Origin of the sequence: Aliagarivorans taiwanensis DSM 22990 (genome assembly GCF_000429505.1) — a bacterium.
GTDB lineage: Bacteria > Pseudomonadota > Gammaproteobacteria > Enterobacterales > Celerinatantimonadaceae > Aliagarivorans > Aliagarivorans taiwanensis.
Window position 1 is genome coordinate 1 of record NZ_AUBZ01000029.1, and the last position, 26,411, is coordinate 26,411.

The following is a 26,411-nucleotide window of genomic DNA, read 5'->3' on the forward strand; positions in this document are numbered from 1 at the left end:
GCCTCGAGATGAATTCTCACTAGACCTTTAAGGTCTCTGAAGGGCCGTCGAAGACTACGACGTTGATAGGCAGGGTGTGTAAGCGTTGTGAGGCGTTGAGCTAACCTGTACTAATTACCCGTGAGGCTTAACCATACAACACCTAAGGGGTGTTGTTGTTCACCTAAACAAGAAATGCTTGTTTGAACTCCAGATTTAAAATCTTATCCTTATCCGAATTGCTAAAGACACCGTTTTTTGCCTGGTGGCAATAGCGTTGTGGAACCACCTGACTCCATGCCGAACTCAGAAGTGAAACGCAACTGCGCCGATGATAGTGTGGGGCTTCCCCATGTGAAAGTAGGTCACTGCCAGGCTCTCAATTTCGTGTTTACCTATATATAGGTGAAGACAAGAGTCCGCTGATATAGCTCAGTTGGTAGAGCGCACCCTTGGTAAGGGTGAGGTCGGCAGTTCAAATCTGCCTATCAGCACCAGTATCGAGAAAGCCCGGCTAACGCCGGGCTTTTTTGTTTGTATTTCACGCTAAATGGAGGAGGCTGCATCCCTTAGCGTGAACGGTGGAGGCCGAAATAGCACCTCTTCGCTTCGAAAGTGCTCTGTTCAAAATTGTTAAGCTACTGTTTTTTATATAAAAACAAATTAAATTAAACAAATTTTAGACAGTTCTACCATTTCCAAAATCGGGGTGGTATAATTTCGCGCCTTTTAAGGGCAGCCAGAGCTTTTGACAGCGTGTCAAAGGCAGTTTTAGTAAAAAGCGGAGCATTCAAATGATCCAAATGCAATCTACTATGGACGTAGCGGATAACTCCGGTGCGCGCCGTGTACAGTGTATTAAGGTCTTAGGTGGTTCGCACCGCCGCTACGCGCGCATTGGCGACATCGTTAAAGTTACCGTTAAGGAAGCAATTCCTCGCGGTAAAGTTAAAAAAGGTGACGTGATGAACGCAGTGGTTGTGCGCACTCGTAAAGGCGTTCGTCGTCCTGATGGTTCGGTAATTCGTTTTGACCGCAATGCAGCGGTTATCCTGAATGCCAACAACCAGCCAGTGGGAACTCGTATCTTCGGCCCAGTGACTCGTGAATTGCGTAATGAGCAGTTCATGAAGATCGTTTCTCTAGCGCCAGAAGTACTGTAAGGGGTTCATAATGGCTAACAAAATCAGAAAAGGCGATGAAGTAATCGTACTTGCAGGTAAAGACAAAGGTAAGCGCGGTAGCGTGACCAAAGTTCTTCCTACCGGCAAGGTTTTCGTTGAAGGCGTTAACTTAGTCAAGAAGCACCAAAAGCCTAACCCACACCTGGGTCAAGCTGGCGGCATCATTGAAAAAGAAGCGGCTATCGACGTATCTAACGTTGCGTTGTTCAACTCTGCCACTGGCAAAGCTGATCGCGTAGGTTTCCGATTTGAAGACGGCAAAAAAGTTCGTTTCTTCAAATCTAACAATGAACTAGTTAAGTAATTGGAGTAAACGATGGCGAAACTGCATGACCTATACAAGGAAACTGTGACGCCTGAGCTCGCTAAAGAGTTCGGTTACAAATCCATCATGCAAGTCCCTCGGATTGAGAAAATCACCCTGAACATGGGTGTTGGCGAAGCGATCAACGATAAGAAGGTTCTAGAGCACGCTATTGCAGATCTTACTGCAATCTCTGGCCAGAAGCCGTTGACCACTAAAGCCCGTAAATCTGTAGCAGGCTTCAAAATCCGTGAAGGATACCCTATTGGTTGTAAAGTAACTCTGCGCGGCGAGCGCATGTGGGAGTTCTTGGAGCGCTTGATTTCAATCGCAATCCCTCGTGTACGTGACTTCCGTGGTCTGAGCGCTAAGTCGTTCGACGGCCGTGGTAACTACAGCATGGGTGTGCGTGAGCAAATCATCTTCCCAGAAATCGACTACGACAAAGTCGATAAGGTACGTGGTCTGGATATTACCATCACCACTACTGCTCAAACTGACGAAGAAGGCCGCGCTCTGCTGGCTGCCTTTAACTTCCCATTTCGCAAGTAAGGTGAAGAGTTATGGCTAAACAATCAATGAAAGCTCGCGAAGCGAAGCGTACTAAATTAGTTGCTCGTTACGCCGAGAAGCGCGCTGCGCTTAAAACTGTTATTAACGACGTTAACTCTTCTGAAGAAGAGCGTTGGGATGCAGTGCTCAAGCTACAATCGTTGCCTCGTGATTCATCACGTAGCCGTCAGCGTAACCGTTGTAACGTAACTGGCCGTCCACACGGCTACCTACGTAAATTCGGTGTTAGCCGCATCAAACTGCGTGAAGCGATGATGCGTGGTGAGGTTCCTGGCCTTAAGAAAGCCAGTTGGTAATCCACTTTATTTCGGAGTAAACGATTATGAGCATGCAAGATCCTATTGCGGACATGTTGACTCGCATCCGCAACGGTCAAGCGGCAAGTAAGGTGTCTGTAGTTATGCCTTCGTCAAAAGTTAAAGTGGCTATTGCTAACTTGCTTAAAGAAGAAGGTTACATCACCGACTATGCCGTTTCTGGTGACACTAAAAAATCACTGGAAGTTACCCTGAAGTATTTCGAGGGTAAAAAAGTTATTGAGAAGATTGAACGTGTAAGCCGTCCTGGTCTGCGTATCTATAAAGGTGCTAAAGACCTACCTAAAGTAATGGGTGGCCTAGGCGTTGCAATCGTGTCTACTTCAAAAGGCGTTATGACCGACCGTGCAGCACGTAAAGCTGGCATGGGCGGTGAGATCGTCTGTTACGTAGCTTAATTGGAGGTAGGAAAATGTCTCGAGTAGCAAAAGCTCCCGTAGCGATTCCTGCCGGCGTTGAGGTTAACCTTAACGGCCAAGAGCTAACGGTAAAAGGTAGCAACGGTGCATTGACTCGCGTTTTCAACGACGCAGTTGTTGTAACCAAAGAAGAAAACGAACTTAAGTTCGCCGTAGTTGAAGGTGGCGCAACTGCTCAAGCAGGTACTGCACGCGCTCTTACCAACAACATGGTACTTGGTGTAACTAAAGGCTTTGAGAAGAAACTTGTACTGCAAGGTGTAGGTTACCGTGCTGCTGTTAAAGGCAAGGTAGTTGACCTGACTCTAGGTTTCTCACACCCAGTAAACTACAACCTTCCTGAAGGTGTAACTGCTGAGTGTCCTTCACAGACTGAGATCGTGCTGAAAAGTGCTGATAAGCAGTTGTTGGGTCAAGTTGCCGCTGACATTCGTGCTTACCGTCGTCCGGAGCCTTACAAAGGTAAGGGTATCCGTTACGCTGATGAGTACGTGCGTCGTAAAGAGGCTAAGAAGAAGTAAGGTAACACTATGGATAAGAAAATTGCTCGTCTACGTCGCGCGACTCGCGTACGTAAAGCTATGCAAGAGTTGGCTAAGACTCGCCTGGTGATTCACCGTACTCCGCGCCACATTTACGCGCAGGTGATCGCAGCTGACGCTTCAGTAGTTGCTACTGCATCTACTGTTGATAAAGCGATTCGCGAACAGGTTGGTACTACCAGCAATGTTGACGCTGCTAAAGCGGTAGGTAAGGCAATTGCCGAGCGTGCTGCTGAGAAAGGCGTAACCACTGTTGCATTTGACCGCTCTGGTTTTAAATACCACGGCCGTGTTGCTGCATTAGCTGATGCTGCACGCGAAGCTGGTCTTCAGTTCTAAGGGGTGACTCATGTCTAAATTTGAAGCACAAACCGGTAGTGATCTGAACGAAAAGCTTATCGCTGTAAACCGCGTTTCTAAAGTAGTTAAAGGTGGTCGTATCTTCAGCTTCACTGCATTGACTGTAGTGGGTGACGGTAACGGTCGCGTAGGTTTTGGTTACGGTAAAGCTCGTGAAGTTCCAGCTGCTATTCAAAAAGCAATGGAAAAAGCACGCCGCAACTTGGTTAACGTTCGTCTGAACGGTAGCACTCTGCAGCACCCTATTAAGGGCCGTCACTCAGGTTCGCGTGTTTACATGCAGCCTGCCTCTGAAGGTACCGGTATTATTGGCGGTGGTGCGATGCGTGCTGTTCTGGAAGTAGCAGGCGTACAAAACGTACTGTCTAAAGCTTACGGTTCAACCAACCCAATTAACATCGTTCGCGCTACCATCGACGCTCTAGAGAATATGCATTCTCCTCAGGACGTAGCTGCTAAGCGTGGCCTAAGCGTAGAAGAAATTCTGGGGTAATAAGCCATGGCGAACAAAATTAAAGTAACTCAGACCAAAAGTGCAATCGGCCGTCTGCCTAAGCACAAAGCGACCTTAACTGGCCTTGGTCTACGTAAGATCAACCACACCGTAGAGCTGGAAGACACTCCTGCTGTACGTGGCATGATCAACAAAGTTTCTTACATGGTTAAGGTAGAGGGAGAATAATCATGCGTTTGAATACTCTTTCTCCAGCGGCTGGTTCTAAGCCTGCTGCGAAACGTGTAGGACGTGGTATCGGTTCTGGTTTGGGCAAAACCGGTGGTCGTGGTCACAAAGGTCAGAAGTCTCGTTCTGGCGGTGGCGTACGCCCAGGTTTCGAAGGCGGTCAAATGCCTTTGAAACAGCGTTTGCCTAAATTTGGTTTTACTTCTCGTAAATCACTTGTTTCTGCTGAAGTTCGCACTAGCGAGCTAGCAAAAGTGAAGGCTGACGTGGTAGATTTGAACGCTTTGAAGGAAGCTGGCATCATCTCTCGCAACATTAAGTTCGCGAAAGTTGTTCTGTCTGGCGATGTTAAAGCGGCTGTAACCCTGAAAGGCATTAAAGCCACCAAGGGTGCTATCGCAGCAATTGAAGCCGCTGGCGGTAAAATCGAGGAATAGTACAAACCATGGCTAAGAATCCAGGAATAGCATCAGCAAATGCGCAAGGTGGCTTGAGTGAACTCAAGAGCCGTTTACTCTTTGTGTTCGGAGCACTTATCGTGTTTCGAGCGGGCTCCTTCGTGCCGCTTCCTGGTATTGATGCCGCTGTACTAGCTGCGTTGTTCGAGCAACAGCAGGGCACCATCCTAGAGATGTTTAACATGTTCTCGGGTGGTGCGATGGAGCGTGCTTCCATCTTTGCACTAGGTATCATGCCGTATATCTCGGCATCGATTATCGTGCAGCTTCTGTCTGTTGTTCATCCGACTCTTGCTGAATTGAAAAAAGAAGGCGAGTCAGGACGACGCAAACTAAACCAATACACTCGTTGGGGGACCTTAGGTCTGGCTACCGTACAAGCGTTCGGTATCGCGACTGGTCTGCCTAACATGATGGAAGGCTTGGTGGTTAACACCGGCCCTGCATTTACCTTCACTGCTATGGTAAGCCTGGTAACCGGAACAATGTTCCTGATGTGGCTGGGTGAACAAATTACCGAGCGTGGTATTGGTAACGGGATTTCGATCCTAATTTTTGCTGGTATTGTAGCGGGATTGCCTTCTGCTATTGGTCAAACAGCTGAGCAGGCTCGCCAAGGCGAACTGCATCTGTTGTTGCTGTTGTTCATCGTTGCATTGGTATTCGCGGTGACCTTCTTTGTGGTGTTTGTTGAACGTGGTCAACGTCGTATCGTCGTTAACTACGCTAAACGCCAGCAGGGTCGTAAAGTGTTTGCAGCGCAAAGTACACATTTACCACTTAAAGTGAACATGGCGGGTGTAATCCCAGCGATCTTCGCTTCAAGTATTATTCTGTTCCCTGGCACGCTTGCTCAGTGGTTCGGGCAAAATGAGAGTCTCTCATTCTTGTCTGATATTTCTCTGACATTGCAGCCCGGACAGCCACTTTATGTGTTACTATACGCCGCTGCCATCATCTTCTTCTGCTTCTTCTATACTGCGTTGGTGTTTAACCCTCGCGAAACAGCAGATAACCTGAAGAAGAGTGGTGCGTTCATTCCGGGTATTCGCCCTGGTGAACAAACCTCGCGCTACATTGACAAAGTGATGACTCGATTGACCTTAGCTGGTGCTTTGTACATCACGTTTGTATGTTTAATTCCTGAGTTCATGATGATCGGAATGAACGTCCAGTTCTATTTCGGTGGCACCTCACTGCTTATCGTAGTGGTGGTTATCATGGACTTTATGGCTCAGGTCCAGACCCATTTGATGTCTCATCAATATGAGTCGGTTCTGAAAAAAGCTAACCTCAAGAGCTACGGCCGCTAGGCCCGCTCTGGTTAGTCAACAACTACGGAGATAGCAATGAAAGTTCGTGCTTCCGTTAAGAAAATCTGCCGTAACTGTAAAGTTATCAAGCGCAACGGTGTTGTGCGCGTAATTTGCAGTGAGCCAAAGCACAAACAGCGCCAAGGCTAATCTAGTAGATTTCAAGACATAGTATTTGCAAACCGGTCATCTGTTGAGTATCCTTACGGGCTTTTCGCAGATGGCCTTCGTTTTACGAAAAAATTATAGGAGTGTGCCTAATGGCCCGTATAGCCGGCATTAACATTCCTGATCAGAAACACGCAGTTATCGCATTGACTGCCATCTACGGCATCGGTAAGACCCGTTCACAAGAAATTTGTGCGGCTGCTGGTATCGCAGAAGATGTGAAGATCAGAGAACTTGACGAAACACAAATTGATAAGCTTCGTGACGAAGTAGCTAAATTCACCGTTGAAGGTGATCTACGTCGTGAAGTATCTATGAACATTAAGCGTTTGATGGACCTCGGTTGTTACCGTGGTTTGCGCCATCGTCGCAGTTTGCCCCTTCGCGGTCAGCGTACTAAAACCAACGCTCGTACCCGCAAAGGTCCACGCAAACCTATTAAGAAATAGAGGTGAGCAGAAATGGCTAAAACTCCGACTCGCGCTCGTAAACGCGTTAAAAAGCAAGTTGTCGATGGCATGGCCCACATCCATGCATCTTTCAACAATACTATCGTGACTATCACCGACCGCCAAGGTAATGCTCTTTCTTGGGCAACTGCCGGTGGTTCAGGCTTCCGTGGTTCACGTAAATCTACTCCGTTCGCAGCTCAGGTTGCAGCAGAGCGCGCAGCTGAAGCTGCCAAAGATTACGGCGTGAAAAACGTTGAAGTATTTGTGAACGGACCTGGTCCAGGTCGTGAGTCTTCAATCCGCGCGCTTAACGCAGCGGGTTTCAAAGTGACTAACATCACTGACGTGACTCCGATCCCTCACAATGGTTGTCGTCCACCTAAGAAACGCCGCGTGTAGTTTCTGGATAGATTGGAGAAAGAATAATGGCAAGATATTTAGGTCCTAAGCTTAAACTTAGCCGTCGTGAAGGTACCGATCTTTTCCTAAAGAGCGGTGTTCGTGCGATTGATTCTAAGTGTAAGCTAGAAACTGCCCCTGGTCAGCACGGTGCGCGTAAGCCACGTCTGTCTGACTACGGTCTACAGCTTCGCGAGAAGCAAAAAGTACGTCGTTTGTACGGCATTTTGGAAAAGCAATTCCGCAACTACTACAAAGCCGCTGCTCGCCTGAAAGGCAACACCGGTGAGAACTTGCTGCAATTGCTTGAAAGCCGTCTGGATAACGTTGTTTATCGTCTAGGTTTCGGTGCTACCCGCGCTGAAGCTCGCCAGCTGGTTAGCCACAAAGCTATCCTGGTTAACGGTAAAGTGGTAAACATTCCTTCTTATAAGGTTTTACCAGAAGATGTTATCAGCGTTCGTGAAAAGTCTAAGAAGCAAGCACGTATTTCTGCTGCTCTTGAGATTGCTGCTCAACGTGAAGCGGCTAGCTGGATTGAAGTTGATGCGTCTAAAATGGAAGGTGTGTTCAAGCGCCTGCCTGAGCGCAGCGACTTGTCTGCAGACATTAACGAACAGCTGATCGTCGAGCTTTACTCTAAGTAAGGCTTAATATAAAGAGAGGACACAATGCAGGGTTCTGTAACAGAGTTTCTAAAACCACGGCTAGTTGAAATTGAACAAGTTAGCCCAACTCGTGCAAAGGTAACGTTAGAGCCTCTAGAGCGTGGCTTCGGTCATACTTTGGGAAATGCTCTTCGTCGCATTTTGCTGTCATCTATGCCTGGTTGCGCTGTAACCGAAGTAGAGATCGACGGTGTATTGCACGAGTACAGCAGCAAAGAAGGTGTACAAGAAGACATCCTTGAGATCCTTCTTAACCTGAAAGGCATCGCTGTTAAATTAGAAGGTAAGGACGAGGTCACTCTAAATCTTACTAAATCTGGCGCAGGTCCTGTTGTTGCAGGCGACATCGTCCACGACGGCGATGTCGAAATCGCTAACCCTGAACACGTTATTTGTCACCTAAGTGCCGGTGCTGACATCAGCATGCGCATTAAGGTTGAACGTGGTCGCGGTTACGTTCCAGCTTCTGTTCGCGTTCACGCCGAAGATGAAGAGCGTCCGATTGGTCGTCTGCTTGTCGATGCAGCTTACAGCCCAGTAGCGCGTATTGCCTACAACGTTGAAGCTGCTCGTGTTGAGCAACGTACTGACCTGGACAAGTTGGTTATCGATATGGAAACCAACGGTACTCTAGACCCTGAAGAAGCAATCCGTCGCTCTGCCACTATCCTGGCTGAGCAACTCGATGCCTTCGTGGATCTTCGTGATGTAAGTGAGCCTGAAGAGAAAGAAGAGAAGCCAGAGTTTGATCCAATCCTGCTTCGTCCTGTCGATGATCTCGAGTTGACTGTTCGCTCTGCTAACTGTTTGAAGGCAGAAGCGATTCACTACATTGGTGACTTGGTACAGCGTACTGAGGTTGAGCTACTTAAAACCCCTAACCTGGGTAAAAAGTCGCTTACCGAAATCAAAGACGTACTGGCGTCACGTGGACTGTCTCTGGGCATGCGCCTAGAAAACTGGCCACCTGCGAGTATTGCTGAGAAGTAAGAGTCATCGGTTTTAACGACTAAATTAGAAGGATAAGGTCATGCGCCATCGTAAGAGTGGTCGTCAATTGAACCGGAACAGCAGCCACCGTCAGGCAATGTTCCGCAATATGGCCAGTTCATTGGTTCGCCATGAAGTTATCAAGACAACACTGCCCAAAGCTAAAGAGCTTCGTCGCGTTGTTGAGCCTCTGATCACCTTGGCTAAGAATGACAGCGTAGCTAACCGTCGTCTAGCTTTTGCTCGCACCCGCGATGCAGAAGTAGTGGCTAAGCTATTTGCTGAGCTGGGCCCACGTTTCCAAGAGCGCGCCGGTGGTTACACCCGCATTCTTAAGTGTGGTTTCCGTGCTGGCGATAACGCTCCAATGGCTTACATCGAGCTGTTGGATCGTCCAGAAGTTGAAGAAGTTGCTGAAGAAGCAGCTGCTGAGTAAGCTTCTGAATGATAAAAAGACCGGGCTTCTAGCCCGGTTTTTTTATGCCTGAATTTCGTGTGCCGAGTTAAGAACACCAAACGTTTATAGCGCTTTACTGTGATCGTAGTAAAACGAGATGCGGGTTCGTGGATTCAAGTATTCAAATACTTCCGGCGGCAAGGCCTTAGGCTTAAGCGCCCGTTCGATGGTGATTTGAGCGGCTTCTAAATCGATGATCGGTGCTTCATTTCGTGGAATAGCGGGGTCATAAACCTGCACCGCTGGAAACAGCAAACGCTCCGAGTTGACCGACATCACCAGACCTATCTGACCGTTACTCAACTGAACCACACTTCCCGGAGGATAGATCCCCAGTAAGCGGATCAGCACACCAAGGTGCTGCGAGTTAAGCTGCTTCTTGCGCTGTTTGTACAGATAGGAGATCACCGTAAACGGGATCCGTGTTTGCTTGGGGTCGGGCGGATGGCAAAGCGAGTCATAGTCGTTTACCAGAGTAATCACTTGGGTGAGCGGGTCAATCTGATTACCCTTTAGGCCAGCCGGATAGCCCGAACCATCAAGATACTCATGGTGCTGAGCGGCGATGGTCTTAACCTGTGCCGGAACCGAGTCGGACAGATTTAGAAACTTCTCTCCGTACTTGGTATGCATCTTTAACAGATTGCTTTCTTGCTGGGTCAGCTTACCCGTCTTGCGCAGGATAGGATCAGGGATCTGCATCTTACCCACATCATGGAATAGTCCACCAAGGCCTAGCGTTTTGATATCACGCTCAGACAGGCCGACGGCCTTGCCCAGCATCATCGCCAGAATCGAGACGTTGAGGCTGTGGTAGTAAAAGTTATCAGCTTCTTTACCATCACTCATCAGATGAAGTACTACGTTCTCGCCATTGATCATGTCGTCGGCAATGGTGGAAATCAGGGTAGTCGCGTCTTGCAGTGCGTTTAATGGTCGGCTCTTTATCTTGCTCATTACCGCGCGCACCTGCGCTACGGAGCGACCGAACTCTTTCTCGATCTTTTGAAGGTTGCGGCGGTACTGTTTAAGTTCTTCGATACGCTGGCGCTTTTCGTCCCACAGCTTGTGTTCGATCTTTGTATCTGCAGCCTCTTGCGGTGCAGGAGAGTCGCCATTAGTCGGAGGCAGCGGTGGCGAGGTGCTCTTATCAGGAACGACGATGACGTGCTTAAGCCCGAGACTGCGGATGACCGCGATTTGCTCGTTGCTCTTGATCTTAAAGCTGGTGAACATAAAGGGGTGCTCGCCCCACTTCACCGGGAGCTTCACAAACACCCCTGGCTGCAAGCGCTCAACGCTTAATTTTAACTCGGCCATACTTCCTTTTGGTGGCTGGGTAAACCCTTTGATTATGAATAAGCTACGGGTGATCTCCAAGTGATTTTTATCAGATCTAGACTTGTAGCAACAACCAACTAAAATAGACCTCTAGATGTCTAAATGGATTAGTTAGGTCAGATCATGCCAATTCGTATACCCGACCAATTGCCTGCAGCGGAAGTTCTGCGCAATGAAAATATCTTCGTCATGCCTGAGTCGCGCGCAGTTAATCAGGATATTCGCCCACTGCAGGTGGTGCTGCTCAATCTAATGCCCAAGAAGATCGAGACCGAAAACCAGCTGCTACGTTTGCTCTCTAACTCCCCCTTGCAGGTGAATGTGGAACTGCTGCGCATCGATCATCGTCCGTCTAAGAACACGCCGCAGGAGCATATCGATAGCTTTTATGCCGACTTCGAGAAGATCCGTGAGCGTAACTTCGATGGCCTGATCATCACCGGTGCGCCATTGGGGCAGGTGCCGTTTGAGGATGTGTACTATTGGGAGCAAATCAAGGAGATCATCGACTGGTCGACGACCCATGTGAACTCCACCCTGTTCTTGTGTTGGGCAGCGCAAGCCGCGCTCTACCACTTATATGGTTTGCAGCGCCAAACTCGTGAAGATAAGTTATCCGGTGTGTACTGGCATCAAACCAAGCACCGCCATAACCCGCTGGTGCGCGGATTTGATGATCGATTTCTGGCCCCGTTGTCTCGCTACGCCCACTTCGACAGCAAGCTAATCGAGCAGGAAACCGACCTGTTGGTGCTGGGCGACAGCAAACATGCCGGCAGCTACCTATTGTGCAGCGAGGACTTCCGTCAGGTGTTTATCACCGGGCACCCCGAGTATGACGCCTGCACCCTACACAACGAATATCAGCGGGACTTGGCGGAAGGAATGGAGCCCCAGCTACCGAGTAACTACTATCCTGACGACGATATCGAGCAGATGCCGTGTGCAACCTGGCGCAGCCATGGTCACTTACTTTATAGCAATTGGCTGAACTACTGCGTGTACCAGACCACGCCGTACGATCTGCAAAAACTGCAGCCTAAATCAGACAATATATTGAAATAATTTCATACAGGGCAGGGTTGGAGATTCCCTGAATAAGGCTATGCTAAACTGCCCGCTCGCAAGACCTAGAAGGAAATAAAGGTGTCACAGATCCAGCAACAACTCGCCGAACGCATTTTGATCATCGATGGCGGTATGGGAACGATGATCCAAGGCCACAAGCTGCAAGAGCAGGACTACCGTGGAGAACGCTTCGCCGACTGGCATTGTGACGTAAAGGGAAACAATGACCTGCTGTCGCTGACTCAGCCCGAGCTAATTAAGGATATTCATCGCGAGTATCTGCAAGCGGGTGCCGATATCATCGAGACCAACACCTTTAACGCCACCACCATTGCGATGGCCGATTACGATATGCAGGAACTCTCTGCTGAGATTAACCTACAATCGGCACGCATCGCCAAACAGGTTGCGCAGGAGCTTAGCGATGCTGAGCCCCATAAGCCACGCTATGTGGCCGGTGTGTTAGGGCCCACTAACCGCACCTGTTCCATCTCGCCCGACGTTAACGATCCTGGCTACCGGAATGTCTCCTTTAATGAGCTAGTTGAAGCCTACAAAGAGTCCACCAATGCCTTGATTGAAGGCGGTGCCGATCTGATTTTGATTGAAACCATCTTCGATACCCTCAACGCCAAAGCAGCGGTGTTTGCGGTTAAAACCGTGTTCGAGGAGATTGGCCGTGAGCTGCCCATTATGATCTCCGGCACCATTACCGACGCATCCGGCCGTACCTTGAGTGGCCAGACGACGGAAGCTTTTTACAACTCGCTGCGCCATGCTGAGCCACTGAGCATGGGCCTGAACTGTGCTCTCGGCCCCGATGAGCTGCGCCAATACGTCGAAGAGATGAGCCGTATCTCCGAGGGCTTTGTAAGCGTACACCCCAACGCCGGTCTGCCTAACGCCTTCGGTGAGTATGACTTGGGCGCGGACGAGATGGCGGCGCAAATGAAGGAGTGGGCCGAGGCTGGCTTTGTTAACCTAATTGGTGGTTGCTGTGGCACCACCCCTGCTCACATCAAAGCGATGGCCGATGCGGTGGCCGAACTGCCACCTCGCAAGTTGCCAGAGATCGAGGTCGCATGTCGCCTTTCTGGTCTTGAGCCACTCAATATTCAAGACGACACGCTGTTTGTGAATGTCGGCGAGCGTAACAACGTGACCGGCTCAGCCATCTTTAAGCGCTTGATCAAAGAAGAGAACTACGACAAAGCCATCGAGATTGCGCTGCAGCAAGTGGAGAACGGCGCTCAGATCATCGATATCAACATGGACGAGGGGATGCTCGACTCCAAGGCCGCGATGGTGCGCTTCTTGAACCTGATTGCCTCAGAGCCGGATATCGCCAAGGTGCCGGTGATGATCGATTCTTCCAAGTGGGACATCCTGGAAGCCGGTCTGCAATGTGTGCAGGGTAAGCCCATCGTTAACTCTATCTCGATGAAAGAGGGCGTTGAGCCGTTTATCCAGCAAGCTAAGTTGCTACGTCGCTACGGCGCTGCGGTGATCGTGATGGCCTTCGACGAGGTGGGTCAGGCCGATACCCGCGAGCGTAAATTCGAGATCTGTAGCAAATCCTACGACATCTTGGTCAATCAAGTGGGCTTCCCACCGGAAGACATTATCTTCGACCCGAACATCTTTGCGGTCGCCACCGGGATTGATGAGCACAACAACTACGCCGTCGACTTTATCGAGGCGGTGAAAGACATCAAAGACAACCTGCCCCATGCGATGATCTCCGGCGGTGTGTCTAACGTGAGCTTCTCGTTCCGTGGTAACAACCCAGTGCGTGAAGCCATTCACGCGGTATTCCTCTACCACGCCATTAAAAATGGCATGGATATGGGGATCGTGAATGCCGGGCAGCTGGCGATCTACGAAGATATCCCGAGCGATCTCAAAGAAAAAGTGGAAGCGGTGGTGCTCAACAGCCACGCCGATGCCACCGATGATCTGTTGGCTATCGCTGAAGACTACCGTGGCGACGGTAAGGCTCAAGAAAACACCCAAGACCTAGAGTGGCGCAGCTGGCCGGTGGCCAAACGACTGGAGCACGCCCTGGTTAAAGGTATTACCGAGTTTATCGAGGATGATACCGAGCTGGCCCGTCAAGAAGCCGACCGTCCGCTACACGTGATTGAAGGCCCGTTGATGGACGGCATGAACGTGGTCGGTGACTTGTTCGGCGACGGTAAGATGTTCCTGCCGCAGGTGGTCAAATCGGCGAGGGTAATGAAGCGCGCGGTGGCCTATCTGCAGCCTTACATCGAAGAAGAGAAAGACGCCGACCAAAAATCCAACGGCAAGATCGTGATGGCAACCGTGAAAGGTGATGTGCACGATATCGGCAAGAACATCGTGGGCGTGGTGCTGCAGTGTAACAACTTCGAAGTGATCGATTTGGGCGTGATGGTGCCCTGCGATCAGATCCTCAAGGTCGCCAAGGAAGAAGGCGCCGACATGATTGGTCTGTCGGGCCTGATTACGCCCTCGCTCGATGAAATGGTCCACGTGGCCAAAGAGATGCAGCGTTTGGAGATGGACCTGCCACTGCTAATCGGCGGTGCCACCACCTCTAAAGCGCACACTGCGGTGAAGATCGAGCAAAATTATCAAGAGCCGGTGGTCTACGTGCCGAATGCATCGCGGGCGGTAGGTGTCTGCCAAAGCCTGCTGTCTAAAGAGCTCAAGCCCGCCTTTGTTGAAAAGCTGCAGAAAGACTATGACATCGTGCGTGAGCAACATGCCCGTAAGCGCCCGCGCTCAGCACCCGTTAACTTGGAGCAGGCGCGCGCCAATGCCTTTGCCACCGACTGGCAGAGCTACCAGCCGCCGGTACCCAAGCAGCTTGGCGTGATCCAGTTCGACGACGTGGCGATCGAAGAGATCGAACCTTACATCGATTGGACCCCATTCTTTATGACCTGGTCGCTGGCCGGTAAGTACCCGCGCATCTTGGAAGATAAGGTGGTGGGTGAAGAGGCCAAGCGCCTATTTGCCGATGCTAAAGCGATGCTCGATAGCCTCAAGCAGAGCAAGAAGATCAAGGTATCCGGCGTCTGCGGCCTGTTCCCAGCCAATAGCGTGGGCGACGATATCCAGATCTATCAGGACGAGTCACGCGAGCAGGTCATTCAAACCAGCTGCCAGCTTCGCCAGCAAACCGAGAAAACCAAAGGCGCCAACTACTGCTTGGCGGACTTTGTTGCACCAAAAGACAGTGGCGTGGCCGATTACATCGGCGCCTTTGCAGTCACCGGCGGCATCGGCGAAGACGAGATAGCCACGGCCTTTAAAGAAGCGGGCGACGATTACAATGCCATCATGGTGCAGGCGGTGGCCGATCGCCTGGCCGAGGGCTTTGCCGAGTATCTGCATGCGCAGGTGCGCAAGCGGTTCTGGGGTTACGCCGCAGATGAAAAGCTAAACAACGACGAGCTGATCCGCGAGAAGTACCAAGGGATCCGCCCGGCACCGGGTTATCCTGCCTGTCCAGAGCACACCGAGAAAGGCGTTATCTGGGAGCTGCTGGATGTGGAAGCGCGCATCGGTATGCAGCTTACTTCAAGCTACGCGATGTGGCCGGGTGCGGCGGTATCGGGCTGGTACTTCTCCCACCCTGAGAGTCGCTACTTTGCGGTTGCCACCATCCAACATGACCAACTGGAAGATTATGCTGTGCGCAAGGGCATGACCTTGAGCGAGGCCGAGCGCTGGCTGGCGCCTAACTTAAACTAGCCTAAGCGCTTGTATTCTAATTGGTAAAAAAAGGGGAGCCGAGCTCCCCTTGCTTTTGCCCTATCTGCTTGAGATTCAACCGCTTTGGGCCTATAATCGCGGCGTTTTATTCTTAGGAAACAATAATGGACCCGGACAGTAGAAACTTTCTTAGTCTCCTTCTTATCTCACTATTTTAATCTCGCGGGTCGTCCAAACTGAGTGTTGACGTTTCCGTGTAGGAGGGTCAATGCTGACACTAGCTGAAAAACTAGAAAAGGGCTTGGTCACGCTCGACAAAGTCGAAGTGCGCGCCACGCTCGAAGATAATCACCATGCCGACGTAGGCAGCACCATTGCCGACTTCGCGGCAAAAGAAGCCCAGCAGCTGCTTGCCTTATTCTCCCTTAATGATCGCGCCGAGCTTTTCGCCTACCTTCCGCCCTATATGCAAGCCGATGTGGCGGCACTGATGTCGCGCACCAAGCTGGCTGCTTTGTTCTCTCGAATGGATGCGGATGAACGCGCCGATTTATACAACGATCTCGATGAAAGCCATCGGGCGATGATCCTGCCGGGCCTTGCCCAGGCTGAGCGTGAAGATCTGCGCCGCTTGGCCAGCTACCCAGAAGGCTCTGCCGGGTCGATTATGACCTCGGACTACGCCACCATTAAGGCCCACTGGCTAGTTAGCCGCGCCATCAAGCAACTGCGTTTGGAAGCGCCGGACAAAGAGACCATCTACCAAACCTATGTGATCGATCCGCAGCGCAAGCTATTGGGTACCGTGTCGCTACGGGAGTTGATCCTGGCCTCGCCGGATGCGCTGATCGCCGACATCATGCGAACCGAAGTGGTATCGGTCCACGTTGACGAAAGCCAGGAGCATGCTGCCGAGCAGATCCGTCACTATGACTTGCTGGCGATGCCGGTGACCGACGAGCAAGACAGCTTAGTAGGTATCATTACCTACGATGATGCGATGGACGCCGTGGTTGAAGAGGCCACCGAGGATGCCCAGAAGAGTGCATCGGTAGGGGTGTTGGAAGAGACGGTGGACCGAGTGAGCCTGCGCGAGCTTTATCGCAAACGGATCTTCTGGCTGATACTGCTGGTATTTGGCGCGATGTTCTCAGGCGCCGGTATTGCCCACTACGAAGACACCATTTCGACCCACGTAGCCCTAGTCTTCTTCCTGCCTCTGTTGATTGGTAGCGGCGGTAACGCCGGCTCTCAGGCGGCGGCACTGATGGTGCGCGCGCTGGCCACCGGCGAGGTGGACAAAAGTGACTGGGCCAAGCTGTTTTCCCGGGAAATGCTGGTAGGCGCTGCGCTTGGTGGCACCATGGCGATTGCGGTGTTTGGTCTGGCGGTGTTCCGCGGCGGTTTTGAGGTTGGCCTGATTGTCGCCATCTCGATGATCGTGATCGTGTTGGCCAGCTCGCTGATTGGCCTGAGCCTACCGTTCATCCTCAACAAGTTCAAGATGGACCCCGCCACCGCCTCGGGGCCGCTGGTTGCAACCATTGCCGACGTGGCAGGTGTCTTGATCTACTTCGGATTAGCGAGCTCGATTCTAACTCTCTAGAGCGTTTATTCTTTGCTTTTCTTGGCTGGGGTAGGGCGTAACAGCTTTACCCCTTCGCGGATAATCATCAAGCCAATAGCTACCAGCTTGAGGCAAGCATAAAGAAATACTAGCAGCACGATGACCTTAACAAAGGTCTGAAATATCTCGAAAAACTCTTCGCCAGCGGAGGCCTGCAGCGCCTCGGTATCGGCCAGTAGCCAGGCGACAAAATCACCCATAAACGGCGCTTCGCTGGGTAAGCTAAGGATCCCCAAGGCGTGGGGGAGTACCAAGGCGATGACACCAATGCCGACCACGATCAGCACTAACGACAGAGCTAAAATCCCAAGGTGTGGCTTTTGCTGTTCCATAATCCTTCCTGAAGCAATAATGAGAGAAGCCCGCAGCATGTGTACGGGCTTGCATCGGTATACCCGAACCTCCTCAAGATGCAGGATTCAGAGTAACTCAATGTTCATAGGACGAGGCGAAAACACGCGGGAATGATGACTCATTTCGAGTGTTTTCAACGAAGAACTATGGACATTGAGTTCCTCCCAAAGGGCGAGCTTTCCAGTCCCTCATACTGCGTTACTGCTGCTTGATTTAGACCACTAGATCGGCGCAGCAGTGCCTTGCCTGAGGGACTGGAAATCTCGCTGAACAAGCATCTTGAGGAGGTTCGGGTATATTAGCCTATTTAGTCGGCGAATTGGGCAGAAAATTGCTGGTTGAGGGCATCAATTTCCTCTTCTAATTCAAACCACTGGCCTTCTGCTTGTTCGAGTTTCTGCTTAGCTTCGCGCTGGCGCTCGAGACTTTCCTGCAACTGCGCCTTGTTTTTCGCCTCGTAGAGGCTGCTGTCCGCCAACTGCTGCTCCACCTCTTCCAGCGCAGTTTGCCAGCGTTCCATCTCTGCTTCGGCCTTATTAAGCTGTTTGCGCAAAGGGGCAAGTGTTTGGCGGTGCTCAGCCTCGAGGCGTTTTAACTCTTTGCGGGATGGGGCCTCGCTGGCGGTTTTGCTCTCGCTAGCGCTTTTGGCGCTATTCGCTTGCGCTTGGCTTAACCAGCGCTGGTAGTCATCCAGATCGCCATTGAAGGGGCTGAGTTGCCCGTCGCTCACCAGATAAAACTCGTCAGTGGTGGCGCGCAGCAGAGCCCGGTCGTGGCTGACCACCACCATCGCGCCTTCAAAGTTTTGCAGGGCCATGGTCAGAGCATGGCGCATGTCCAGATCCAGGTGGTTGGTGGGCTCATCGAGCAGCAACAGGTTGGGCTTTTGCCAGGTAATCAGCGCCAATACCAAGCGGGCTTTCTCGCCGCCGCTAAACGGTGCCACCTTATCCAGCGCTTTGTCGCCATGAAAGCCAAAGCTGCCTAAGTAGTTGCGCAGCTCTTGCTCGGTGTTGTCGGGGGCTAGTCGCTGTAGGTGCTGCAGTGGGCTGTCATCGAGGCGCAGGGTCTCCAGCTGGTGCTGGGCGAAGTAGCCGACTTGCGCCTTGGGATTGATATCCAGCTCACCGCCTTGCGGCGCTAGGTCTTTGGAGAGCAGCTTGATAAAGGTCGACTTACCTGCGCCATTGCGGCCCAGCAGGCCGATGCGGCTGCCCGGCACCAAGTTAAACTGCAGCTTGCTTAAGATCTGCTTATCGCCATACCCGGCGGTCACCTCATCCATGGTTAGCAGCGGCAAGGGCAGACTGTCGGGCTCGCGAAAGCTAAAGCTGAACTGGGAGTCGACGTGGGCTTCACCGATCAGCGTCATCTTCTCCAGCGCTTTTAAGCGGCTTTGTGCTTGCTTGGCCTTGCTGGCCTTATAGCGGAAGCGGTCGACGAACTTTTGCATATGCGCCCGCTCACGTACCTGCTTCTCGTGCAGGGCTTGTTGTTGGGCCAGCTTCTCGGCGCGCTGTTTCTCAAAGTCGCTGTAGTTGCCGGTGTAATCGTTCAGTGTGGCCTGCTCGATATGCACGATCCGGCCAACGATGTTGTCGAGGAAGTCGCGGTCGTGGGAGATCAGCACCAAGGTGCCGGGGTAGCGGCGCAGCCACTGCTCCAGCCACACCACGGTGTCTAAGTCCAAGTGGTTGGTCGGTTCATCGAGTAGCAGCAGATCGGAGCGGCACAGCAGCGCTTGCGCTAGATTCAGGCGCATTCGCCAACCACCCGAGAACGAGTGCACCGGGCTGGCTTGAGCAGGTTCATCAAAGCCTAAACCGGCCAGTAGTTCAGCGGCGCGTGCGCGGATTTGGTAGCCGCCAATGGCGTCCAGCTGGCCGTGCAGCAGCGCAATCGCTTCGCCTTCACCTTGCTGTTCGGCGCGCTCCAGCTTGGCTTGTAACTCGCAGTACTCAACGTCCCCCTCAATCACATAGTCGATTGCTGGAGTATCAAGGGCGGGTGTTTCCTGAGCCACGCTGGCGATCTGCCAGTTGCTGGGGAGGTAGAGCTCGCCTCCGTCCACCTGCAGTTCATTGCGTAGTAATGAGAACAGGCTGGATTTGCCACAGCCGTTCTGACCCACCAGGCCGAGCTTCTGGCCCGGATGAATGGTGAGGCTGGTTGAATCGAGCAGAACCTTGGTTCCGCGCTGCAGGGTGATACTACTGGCTGTAATCATTGGGGCTGGTGCTAAATTTTCGCTCTGTGCAATAATGGCGCAATCATACCTTAGAGGCGTAGTCCAAGGAACAAAGCTCATGCCAAAGTACCGTTTTATCGCAGGCGCGCAGTGTCCAAAATGTCAGGAGCAGGATAGTTTGCGGGTCATCACCGAAGGGGAACGGCGCTGGGTGGAATGTGTTTGCTGCGACTACCAAGACCATGAGCCGGAGGCGGCCAAGCAGGAAGAGTCGGGGATTATTGGGCGCTTTAAACCTTAACCACGTTTAGAAAAACGCCCTCAAAGGTGTACTAGTAATGCGGCGGTGGGGTCTCTTCGCTTTGTGAAGCCACCGGGCTGGAGCCGCCTTCGCGGATCTTCGCCGCCAACAGCTTGAGCTGCTGCTGCACGATATCCAGCTGCAGCTGTTGGCTCTGCAGGGCCTGATTTAGCTGCTCAATGGTATCTTCCTGGAAGGCCAGCTTGGTTTCCAGTTCTTCGATTTGACGCTGCATTTGTTCACTCATTGCTCGATTGGCCACACTTCTACAAAACCCGAGGAGCTTGCGCTCACCACCCCCTGCTTGTCAAGCAGATTGGCGCTATACACCACCGCGCTTTGCGGCCCGGCATTCTGGCTTGGCTTGACCTTCCAGTGTTGTAGTGGTTGGCCGCTGTCGACGTGCCACAGACTAAGTTTACGGGCGGCCGAACCGGTCAGTAACCACTGGCCCTCGTTAACAAAGCGAACATGAGAGAAGATATTCTGGCGGGCGGTGAATTTTAGCTTGCTGTGTTGCTCGCCTGAGGGAATACGCCACAGCTTGGCTTGATCGCCGCTGTCTGCGGTAAATGCCAGGTTACCCTCTGGTGCCAGTGCGACCATGGAGATGCGGCCTTGATGGGGAAAGCGTTGGATGATCTGCGCGCTCTGGGTATCCCACAGCAAGGCTTGGTGGTCGTTGCCGCCGGTGAGGGCAAAACGGCCATTGGCCGACATCGCCACCGCATTGATGCGTTCGCTGTGACCCTGAAACTCGAGTCGGCGGCCAGTGCGCAGGTCGAGGTGGATGACCTTGCCATCCCCCATGCCCAATAACACGTAACGCGCCCCTTTGGAGAGGGCGACATCACGAATGCTGGAGTCGCTGATCAGCCAGTAGCCGATGGGGTCGCCGCTGTTTACATCCCAGATACCGAAGGCGTCGCGGCTGGCGGCAATGGCAAAGTTATGTCCTTCGGCAAACTTGGTGATAAACACCTGATCGTCGAACTCATCGCCGAGATCCCAGCGATGGATCGGTGCTTGCTGCTCAAGGTCCCACAAGCTCAGCCCACGGCTAATATCGGAAATTAGTGCCAGTTTGCCATTGTCGGAGATATCGGCGGCATAGGCGCCGTCTTTGGCGGGCTGCCATTGCACTAGGGGTTTTTGCTCGCCGGTGCAGGCGCTAATTAGGAAAAAGCTGCACGAGATTAATAAAAAACGACTCAACAATCTCATATTCGTGAGAACTCTTGCTAGTTTGTGGTGACTAAATACGGTTAGTATAAGTCTTTCATTGTAAGTCATTCACTTACATAAGACTTGGGGTTCTCCCCAGGTTTCATCCCAAAATGGAGAAATTGAATGAAAAAGTATTTCGCGTTTTCACTATTGGCCGCATCTATTGCACTGGCGGGTTGTCAGCAGCAAGCCCAAGAAGAAGTGAAGCCGGTAAGTTTGGATACGCCTGAGCAGCAACAAGCCTATGCTATTGGTGCTTCAGTTTCCCGTTACATCGGTCGCTCTCTGGAACAGCAACAAGAACTTGGCCTGGAGTTAGATAACGCGTTGGTACTACGCGGTATGCAAGATGGTTTGGATGGCGAAGTTGCAATGTCTGAACAAGAGATGCAAGAAGCGCTACAAGCTCTGGACGCAACCCTGGCAGGTTTGGCTCAAGAGAAAGCGGCTGAAGAAGCAGCTGCAATGCTTGCCGAGAACGAGAAGTTCCTTACTGAAAACGCCGAGCGTGAAGAAGTGAGCGTGACCGAGTCTGGCCTGCAATACGAAGTACTGACCGCCGCCAAGGGCGATAAGCCAGCGGCAGAAGACATGGTGACCGTACACTACGTGGGCAGCCTGCTAGATGGCACCGAATTTGATAGCTCAATCGCCCGTGGCGAACCTACCAGCTTCCCGCTGAACCGCGTAATCCCTGGTTGGACCGAAGGCGTACAGCTGATGTCTGTGGGCTCTAAGTACAAGTTCTACATCCCGTCTGAGCTGGGTTACGGTGAGATGGGTGCAGGTTCTATCCCACCAAACTCGGTATTGGTATTCGAAGTAGAACTGCTTGAGTTCGAAAAAGCCGAAGCGGTTGCCGAAACTCAGCCTGAGTAAGCGGATCTCGCAACAAAAAAGCGATGCCTTGGCATCGCTTTTTTTATGGGTGAAAACTGCTTATTCGCTAGTTTGTTGGGCCTGCTGGTAGAGGGCGTCGAGTAGCTTGTCTTCGATGGCGAAGCGCTCTTCCATGGTTTGTCCGAGCGCCGACAGGTCTCGGTCCAGGTTGGCTAGCTCTAGCTCTTGGTCATCCACCTCGGCATAGCGGTCATTGAAGGCTAGCGCAGTATCGGTGGTGGCAGTGATTTTTGAGATTAAGGCTTCGCTACTACCCGCTTCGCAACGCTCGGCGATCTGGTCATAGACCTCAAAATGGCCGGTTGAGGCGTAATCAACCAGTTGCTCACAAAAACTGACTATTTTGTCATTTTCTGGAAGGCCACGGTCCGCCGACTCATAAGGCGGTAATCCGGCAATCTCGCAGTAAGAGATAAGTAGTGTCTTGCGGGCTTCTAACCAGTTATCAATTGCTTGACTGGCCCCGCCCCATTTGGCTTTGGCTTGCTCTAATCGGGTTAACATAAGCGGCATCCTCAACCGTCTTCTTTACCTCTAATAAGTAAATAAAAAGCGCACAGGGGTCAACTGCTATTTGGTCTAATTTCCCGATAACTTTGAGTTTAAGCGCTTTCTGCGGCGCTTTGAGGCTAACTCGATATGATGTCAATAGTTGCACTCTTGTTACCTATCACGCATCCTGTGTTGCAGGTGGCGACCCAGATTGTTAAGGGAGGTTCAGCTTTGGGATTCGGTTGGTGGTTTTTTACCTGTGGTGACAAGGTGTTAGTGATTCCACAAGGGCAAGGCCTGCCCTTTGGTGAGGTGCACGAGCTACCATTTCCAGCGTTGGATTTCGATACTGCAGAAGAGTTTGCCGAGTATCAAGGCGAGCCCTGCCGGCGGATGGAACTGGCTGAGCCCATCGATATGGGGATCGGCGAGTGGCTAACACTGCGTGAGTCGATGTTCCGTTTGGAACCGGGTCTGTTTGACTTGGTTGGACGGGCCCAGCAGATTGAGCTGTTTCTGAATACTCACCGCTTTTGCGGGCGTTGCGCCGAGCCCATGCAGCGGGTCGATTGGGAGCTGGCGGTGGCCTGCCCAGAGTGTGGTTTTCGTGCCTACCCGCGGATCTCCCCCAGCATCATCGTGCTGGTCACCAAAGGTGATGAGGTACTGCTAGCCAGCCATCGTCGCCATAAACACGGCTTCTATACCGCGGTGGCAGGCTTTGTCGAAGCCGGTGAGACCTTAGAAAATGCAGTGGTGCGTGAGGTGGGAGAAGAGACCGGGATCCGCTGCCACAAGCTGCGGTATTGGAAGAGCCAGCCTTGGGCCTTTCCCCATTCGTTGATGGCGGCGTATTTTGCTGAGTATCAGGACGGGGATATTCAGGCCGACCGTCGCGAGCTATTAGATGCGCGTTGGTTTAAGCGCGATAAGCTGCCGGACTTGCCACCCCATGGCACCATTGCCCGGGCCATGATTGAGCGCTGGCGAGAGGGCAAATAAAAAGGCCCGTCGGTAAACCGGCGGGCCAGAAACAGATTGGGCTCTTATTACTGCCTTCTTGTAAAGCGGGCGGAGAGCGCTGGAATTTGTATCAAATGCGCCAAGGGGCAGCAAACACTTGCTTTCTCTGGGGGCAAAATTTGTGACTGGCTTCTAAGTTAGTCGTAACGATAGACGATTTACTGCTCAAAAGGGCGGTAAGAGGAATAGGAATCAAGGAATTCATGACTGAGCTGAAAAACGACAGCTATCTTCGCGCGCTACTTAAGCAGCCCGTTGACTACACCCCAGTGTGGATGATGCGTCAAGCCGGGCGCTACCTTCCGGAGTACCGTGAGGTGCGCTCTCAAGCGGGCGACTTTATGAGTCTTTGCCGCAATCCCGAGCTGGCTTGTGAGGTGACGCTACAGCCACTGCGCCGTTTTCCGCTAGATGCTGCAATCCTGTTCTCCGATATTCTGACCATTCCTGATGCAATGGGCTTGGGTCTGTACTTTTCTGCTGGCGAAGGGCCACGTTTTGAGCGCCCCATCGAGAGTGCCAAGCAGGTTGAGCAGCTGCCGATCCCCGATCCCGAAGGCGAGCTGGGCTATGTGATGGACGCGGTGCGCACCATTCGCCGCGAGTTAAAAGGCGAGGTGCCGCTGATTGGCTTTTCTGGTAGCCCGTGGACACTGGCTACCTATATGGTCGAGGGCGGAACGACCAAGTCATTTTCCAAGATCAAGGCGATGGCCTTTTCCCAGCCACAGGTGATGCATCAGCTGCTGGATAAACTGGCCGACTCGGTCACCAGTTACCTGAATGCCCAGGTTGCCGCTGGGGCGCAATCGTTGATGATCTTCGATACCTGGGGCGGAGTGCTAAGCGAGCGCGACTATCTCGAGTTCTCGCTGCGCTATATGCAGAAAATCGTATCGGGCCTGACCCGCGAAGCCGATGGCCGGCGGGTACCAGTGACGCTGTTTACCAAGAACGGCGGCCAGTGGTTGGAGCATATCGCGGCGACCGGCTGTGATGCGCTGGGACTGGATTGGACCACTAACCTTGATGATGCCCGTCGTCGGGTCGGCGATAAGGTGGCGCTGCAGGGCAATATGGACCCGAGCATGCTGTATGCACCGATCCCACGGATCGAGCAGGAAGTGGACGCCCTGCTGGCGAAATATGGCGAAGGCAGCGGCCATGTGTTTAATCTGGGTCACGGTATCCACCCGGATGTGAACCCAGAGCACGCCGGAGCTTTTATTGAGTCAGTGCACATTTTGAGCAAAAAATATCACAAATAGTTGTTGATCTGGTTTAAGGTATGGCATAAAACTAGGAAGCCGGAATTATATCTGGCTTCCTATCGGTATTTCTCTTTACGGATGAAGTGTTAGGCAGTAGCCGTAACAGAGGAGACTTAAACCATGTTCAGCCACCTTCAATGGGGCGTAATCGCAGTGCTGTTAGTCTTAGCCATTGCAACCAGTAAGATCCGCGAATTCGGCGAGGCCGATGACCGTGGCTTCCTTCGTCAGTCCATTAGTACCTATCAGTCGAGCTCCTAGTTCTGATGCTAGTCATTGCTATCTACTTGTTGGCCGGTGCCATATCCGGGTTTCTCTCTGGCCTATTTGGCGTGGGCGGCGGCTTGGTGCTGATCCCAGTGTTCCTGGCCAGTTTTGAGGTACTCGGCGTTGCGCCGAGCGTGCATATGCACCTGGCCTTAGGCACCTCCTTATCGGCGATCGTGTTTAACTCCGCCAGCGCCAGTTGGCGCCATTGGCAGCTTGGTAATCTGGATATCGGCACAGTACTGCGGCTATTAGTGGGTATCCTGCTCGGTACCATACTGGGTGGCTCGGTGGCTGCAGCGATGGACAGTGAGCTACTACGACGCGTCTTCAGTGGCTTTATTTTGGTGATTGCCGTGTATATGGCCAGTGGCTGGAAGCCCGGAAGTGGCAACTGGCAACCGGGCAAGCTTGCTCTGACTTCGGCTGGCTGCGGTATTGGCTTTATGTCGGCGCTGTTCGGGGTCGGTGGTGGCACCCTTACCGTACCGCTGATGACCATTATGGGGCGCACCCCACAACGGGCGGTGGCTATCTCATCGGGCTGTGGCGTGCCGATTGGACTGATTGGCGCGCTCACCTATGTGGCGCATGGCTGGGATAACCCGCAACTCCCCGCTGGCAGCCTGGGTTATGTTTATCTACCGGCACTCGCTGGCATCGTGTTGGCGAGCTGGTGGTTTACCGGGTTTGGGGCGAATTTGGCGAATCGTATCCCGCCACGTCGCCTTCGCATCGGCTTTTCGATATTCTTGCTGGTAATGTTTTTGAACATGCTGCGAGGATAGCAATGCGATTAATACGACAGCGAGCGTTAGTCTGTAGCTTATTGACCTTCACCTTGCTGGCTTGCCAAAATACCCAGCCGGATGCCGAGGTGCGCAACGGCTACCCTGAAGTGGCAGGCTTGGGCGAGTCGCTGGTGGCCGCTAAGCTGGCCTTGTACAGTGAGCAGCCTGACTACGATTACAGCGAGTTGATTGAGTATGGCCTGGACACTCGCTATGGGGTGTTTGTCAGGGCCTGGCTGGATCACGAGTTACTGATGATTGCCCAATACCAGCAACTGCGGGATGCGCCTGAGCTGGAGGCTAGAGAGCGCCAGCTACGCACACTCAAACGCGCCATCGATCTGGAATAACACTACAAGAAATTATTAAGGAAGTTGCATGTCTCTTTGGTTAGGAATGCTGATTCTTACCGTGAACTTTATCGCGATCTACAAAACCCTGCGCAGCAGCGCCGAGATTGGCCGTAAGTACCTGTGGGTGTTTTTGATCTGCTTATTGCCGCTGCTAGGCGCGCTGCTGTGGCTGTTTAAAGGGCCGAAAGTTTAATCGTTAATAACTCAATAGACGGGTTTCAGGAGCAAGCTCTGAAACTCA

The 26,411-nt window shown here is 52.2% G+C and carries 34 protein-coding genes, 1 tRNA gene and 2 rRNA genes; 31 read left to right on the plus strand and 6 right to left on the minus strand.

Annotated elements, in window-relative coordinates:
* The 20 genes from G462_RS0114105 to rplQ form a co-directional block, all read left to right on the plus strand.
* Window positions 1-135: ribosomal RNA gene (locus G462_RS0114105) — 23S ribosomal RNA — on the plus strand; the annotation flags it as partial.
* Window positions 136-240: 105 nt separating this feature from the next.
* A 5S ribosomal RNA gene (gene rrf / locus G462_RS0114110) occupies window positions 241-356 on the plus strand.
* A gap of 44 nt (window positions 357-400) precedes the next feature.
* Window positions 401-476, plus strand: a tRNA-Thr gene (locus tag G462_RS0114115).
* A gap of 297 nt (window positions 477-773) precedes the next feature.
* Window positions 774-1,142 (plus strand): 50S ribosomal protein L14, encoded by a 369-nt coding sequence (rplN, locus tag G462_RS0114120; protein ID WP_026959568.1) that lies wholly within the window; start codon window positions 774-776, stop codon window positions 1,140-1,142.
* Window positions 1,143-1,152: 10 nt separating this feature from the next.
* Complete coding sequence (gene rplX / locus G462_RS0114125; protein ID WP_026959569.1) at window positions 1,153-1,467, plus strand: 50S ribosomal protein L24; 315 nt, start codon at window positions 1,153-1,155, stop codon at window positions 1,465-1,467.
* Window positions 1,468-1,479: 12 nt separating this feature from the next.
* Window positions 1,480-2,019 carry a 50S ribosomal protein L5 gene (gene rplE, locus G462_RS0114130; protein ID WP_026959570.1) on the plus strand — a complete coding sequence of 180 codons (540 nt, stop codon included), beginning with the start codon at window positions 1,480-1,482 and terminating at the stop codon, window positions 2,017-2,019.
* Between the two features lie 11 nt (window positions 2,020-2,030).
* On the plus strand, window positions 2,031-2,336 hold the full coding sequence (gene rpsN / locus G462_RS0114135; RefSeq protein WP_026959571.1) for a 30S ribosomal protein S14: 306 nt from the start codon (window positions 2,031-2,033) through the stop codon (window positions 2,334-2,336).
* Window positions 2,337-2,362: 26 nt separating this feature from the next.
* Window positions 2,363-2,755: a 30S ribosomal protein S8 gene (rpsH, locus tag G462_RS0114140; RefSeq protein WP_026959572.1), complete on the plus strand. Its 393-nt coding sequence runs from the start codon at window positions 2,363-2,365 to the stop codon at window positions 2,753-2,755.
* Window positions 2,756-2,769: 14 nt separating this feature from the next.
* On the plus strand, window positions 2,770-3,297 hold the full coding sequence (gene rplF, locus G462_RS0114145; protein ID WP_026959573.1) for a 50S ribosomal protein L6: 528 nt from the start codon (window positions 2,770-2,772) through the stop codon (window positions 3,295-3,297).
* 9 nt (window positions 3,298-3,306) lie between these two features.
* Window positions 3,307-3,657, plus strand: a complete 351-nt coding sequence (gene rplR / locus G462_RS0114150) for a 50S ribosomal protein L18 (RefSeq protein ID WP_026959574.1) — start codon at window positions 3,307-3,309, stop codon at window positions 3,655-3,657.
* Window positions 3,658-3,667: 10 nt separating this feature from the next.
* Entirely contained in the window at window positions 3,668-4,171 is a 504-nt protein-coding gene (gene rpsE / locus G462_RS0114155; RefSeq protein ID WP_026959575.1) for a 30S ribosomal protein S5, read from the plus strand.
* A gap of 6 nt (window positions 4,172-4,177) precedes the next feature.
* Entirely contained in the window at window positions 4,178-4,360 is a 183-nt protein-coding gene (gene rpmD, locus G462_RS0114160) for a 50S ribosomal protein L30 (RefSeq protein WP_026959576.1), read from the plus strand.
* 2 nt (window positions 4,361-4,362) lie between these two features.
* Window positions 4,363-4,797, plus strand: coding sequence for a 50S ribosomal protein L15 (gene rplO / locus G462_RS0114165; RefSeq protein ID WP_026959577.1), 435 nt, complete (start codon window positions 4,363-4,365; stop codon window positions 4,795-4,797).
* A gap of 8 nt (window positions 4,798-4,805) precedes the next feature.
* A complete protein-coding gene (gene secY / locus G462_RS0114170) occupies window positions 4,806-6,131 on the plus strand; it encodes a preprotein translocase subunit SecY (RefSeq protein ID WP_026959578.1) in 1,326 nt (441 codons plus the stop codon).
* 36 nt (window positions 6,132-6,167) lie between these two features.
* Entirely contained in the window at window positions 6,168-6,281 is a 114-nt protein-coding gene (rpmJ, locus tag G462_RS0114175) for a 50S ribosomal protein L36 (protein ID WP_000868186.1), read from the plus strand.
* 110 nt (window positions 6,282-6,391) lie between these two features.
* Entirely contained in the window at window positions 6,392-6,748 is a 357-nt protein-coding gene (rpsM, locus tag G462_RS0114180) for a 30S ribosomal protein S13 (protein ID WP_026959579.1), read from the plus strand.
* A 12-nt stretch (window positions 6,749-6,760) separates the two neighbouring features.
* Window positions 6,761-7,150: a 30S ribosomal protein S11 gene (gene rpsK / locus G462_RS0114185; RefSeq protein WP_026959580.1), complete on the plus strand. Its 390-nt coding sequence runs from the start codon at window positions 6,761-6,763 to the stop codon at window positions 7,148-7,150.
* Between the two features lie 26 nt (window positions 7,151-7,176).
* The gene (gene rpsD / locus G462_RS0114190) at window positions 7,177-7,797 is read left to right on the plus strand and encodes a 30S ribosomal protein S4 (protein WP_026959581.1); all 621 of its coding nucleotides are present in this window, start codon (window positions 7,177-7,179) and stop codon (window positions 7,795-7,797) included.
* Window positions 7,798-7,821: 24 nt separating this feature from the next.
* On the plus strand, window positions 7,822-8,808 hold the full coding sequence (locus G462_RS0114195; protein WP_026959582.1) for a DNA-directed RNA polymerase subunit alpha: 987 nt from the start codon (window positions 7,822-7,824) through the stop codon (window positions 8,806-8,808).
* A 40-nt stretch (window positions 8,809-8,848) separates the two neighbouring features.
* Complete coding sequence (gene rplQ, locus G462_RS0114200) at window positions 8,849-9,244, plus strand: 50S ribosomal protein L17 (protein ID WP_026959583.1); 396 nt, start codon at window positions 8,849-8,851, stop codon at window positions 9,242-9,244.
* Between the two features lie 84 nt (window positions 9,245-9,328).
* Here the strand turns inward: rplQ and G462_RS0114205 are convergent, their stop codons facing one another.
* Entirely contained in the window at window positions 9,329-10,585 is a 1,257-nt protein-coding gene (locus G462_RS0114205) for a cyclic di-GMP phosphodiesterase (RefSeq protein ID WP_026959584.1), read from the minus strand.
* Window positions 10,586-10,729: 144 nt separating this feature from the next.
* On the opposite strand from G462_RS0114205, the gene metA reads away from it, so the two are divergent.
* The 3 genes from metA to mgtE all read left to right on the plus strand — a co-directional run bounded on the left by metA (window position 10,730) and on the right by mgtE (window position 16,982).
* On the plus strand, window positions 10,730-11,671 hold the full coding sequence (gene metA / locus G462_RS0114210) for a homoserine O-acetyltransferase MetA (RefSeq protein WP_026959585.1): 942 nt from the start codon (window positions 10,730-10,732) through the stop codon (window positions 11,669-11,671).
* A gap of 81 nt (window positions 11,672-11,752) precedes the next feature.
* Window positions 11,753-15,415 (plus strand): methionine synthase, encoded by a 3,663-nt coding sequence (metH, locus tag G462_RS0114215; protein ID WP_051326758.1) that lies wholly within the window; start codon window positions 11,753-11,755, stop codon window positions 15,413-15,415.
* A 229-nt stretch (window positions 15,416-15,644) separates the two neighbouring features.
* Window positions 15,645-16,982: a magnesium transporter gene (gene mgtE / locus G462_RS0114220; protein WP_026959587.1), complete on the plus strand. Its 1,338-nt coding sequence runs from the start codon at window positions 15,645-15,647 to the stop codon at window positions 16,980-16,982.
* Between the two features lie 5 nt (window positions 16,983-16,987).
* Here mgtE and G462_RS0114225 read toward each other — a convergent pair whose 3' ends face one another.
* Both G462_RS0114225 and G462_RS0114230 read right to left on the minus strand, forming a co-directional pair.
* Complete coding sequence (locus G462_RS0114225; protein WP_026959588.1) at window positions 16,988-17,335, minus strand: hypothetical protein; 348 nt, start codon at window positions 17,333-17,335, stop codon at window positions 16,988-16,990.
* A 329-nt stretch (window positions 17,336-17,664) separates the two neighbouring features.
* Entirely contained in the window at window positions 17,665-19,584 is a 1,920-nt protein-coding gene (locus G462_RS0114230; RefSeq protein WP_026959589.1) for an ABC transporter ATP-binding protein, read from the minus strand.
* 79 nt (window positions 19,585-19,663) lie between these two features.
* On the opposite strand from G462_RS0114230, the gene G462_RS0114235 reads away from it, so the two are divergent.
* On the plus strand, window positions 19,664-19,846 hold the full coding sequence (locus tag G462_RS0114235) for a YheV family putative zinc ribbon protein (protein WP_026959590.1): 183 nt from the start codon (window positions 19,664-19,666) through the stop codon (window positions 19,844-19,846).
* Between the two features lie 31 nt (window positions 19,847-19,877).
* On the opposite strand, the gene G462_RS0114240 is transcribed toward G462_RS0114235, so the two are convergent.
* Together G462_RS0114240 and G462_RS0114245 are read right to left on the minus strand one after the other, a co-directional pair.
* Window positions 19,878-20,081 (minus strand): SlyX family protein, encoded by a 204-nt coding sequence (locus tag G462_RS0114240; protein WP_245579575.1) that lies wholly within the window; start codon window positions 20,079-20,081, stop codon window positions 19,878-19,880.
* An 8-nt stretch (window positions 20,082-20,089) separates the two neighbouring features.
* On the minus strand, window positions 20,090-20,989 hold the full coding sequence (locus G462_RS0114245) for a WD40 repeat domain-containing protein (protein ID WP_245579576.1): 900 nt from the start codon (window positions 20,987-20,989) through the stop codon (window positions 20,090-20,092).
* 207 nt (window positions 20,990-21,196) lie between these two features.
* Here G462_RS0114245 and fkpA point away from each other — a divergent pair, with 207 nt between their 5' ends.
* The gene (fkpA, locus tag G462_RS0114250; RefSeq protein ID WP_026959593.1) at window positions 21,197-21,952 is read left to right on the plus strand and encodes an FKBP-type peptidyl-prolyl cis-trans isomerase; all 756 of its coding nucleotides are present in this window, start codon (window positions 21,197-21,199) and stop codon (window positions 21,950-21,952) included.
* A gap of 60 nt (window positions 21,953-22,012) precedes the next feature.
* On the opposite strand, the gene G462_RS0114255 is transcribed toward fkpA, so the two are convergent.
* The gene (locus G462_RS0114255; protein ID WP_026959594.1) at window positions 22,013-22,477 is read right to left on the minus strand and encodes an Rsd/AlgQ family anti-sigma factor; all 465 of its coding nucleotides are present in this window, start codon (window positions 22,475-22,477) and stop codon (window positions 22,013-22,015) included.
* Window positions 22,478-22,696: 219 nt separating this feature from the next.
* On the opposite strand from G462_RS0114255, the gene nudC reads away from it, so the two are divergent.
* From nudC to G462_RS24320, 6 genes are all read left to right on the plus strand, one after another.
* On the plus strand, window positions 22,697-23,467 hold the full coding sequence (gene nudC, locus G462_RS0114260; protein WP_026959595.1) for an NAD(+) diphosphatase: 771 nt from the start codon (window positions 22,697-22,699) through the stop codon (window positions 23,465-23,467).
* A gap of 224 nt (window positions 23,468-23,691) precedes the next feature.
* Window positions 23,692-24,756 carry a uroporphyrinogen decarboxylase gene (hemE, locus tag G462_RS0114265; protein ID WP_026959596.1) on the plus strand — a complete coding sequence of 355 codons (1,065 nt, stop codon included), beginning with the start codon at window positions 23,692-23,694 and terminating at the stop codon, window positions 24,754-24,756.
* 123 nt (window positions 24,757-24,879) lie between these two features.
* Window positions 24,880-25,020 carry a hypothetical protein gene (locus tag G462_RS24525; protein ID WP_157360314.1) on the plus strand — a complete coding sequence of 47 codons (141 nt, stop codon included), beginning with the start codon at window positions 24,880-24,882 and terminating at the stop codon, window positions 25,018-25,020.
* A 5-nt stretch (window positions 25,021-25,025) separates the two neighbouring features.
* Window positions 25,026-25,814 carry a sulfite exporter TauE/SafE family protein gene (locus tag G462_RS0114275; protein WP_026959597.1) on the plus strand — a complete coding sequence of 263 codons (789 nt, stop codon included), beginning with the start codon at window positions 25,026-25,028 and terminating at the stop codon, window positions 25,812-25,814.
* A 2-nt stretch (window positions 25,815-25,816) separates the two neighbouring features.
* Window positions 25,817-26,167, plus strand: coding sequence for a hypothetical protein (locus tag G462_RS0114280; RefSeq protein ID WP_035477781.1), 351 nt, complete (start codon window positions 25,817-25,819; stop codon window positions 26,165-26,167).
* Window positions 26,168-26,195: 28 nt separating this feature from the next.
* A complete protein-coding gene (locus G462_RS24320; protein ID WP_084405077.1) occupies window positions 26,196-26,363 on the plus strand; it encodes a PLDc N-terminal domain-containing protein in 168 nt (55 codons plus the stop codon).
* Window positions 26,364-26,411 lie beyond the last annotated feature (48 nt).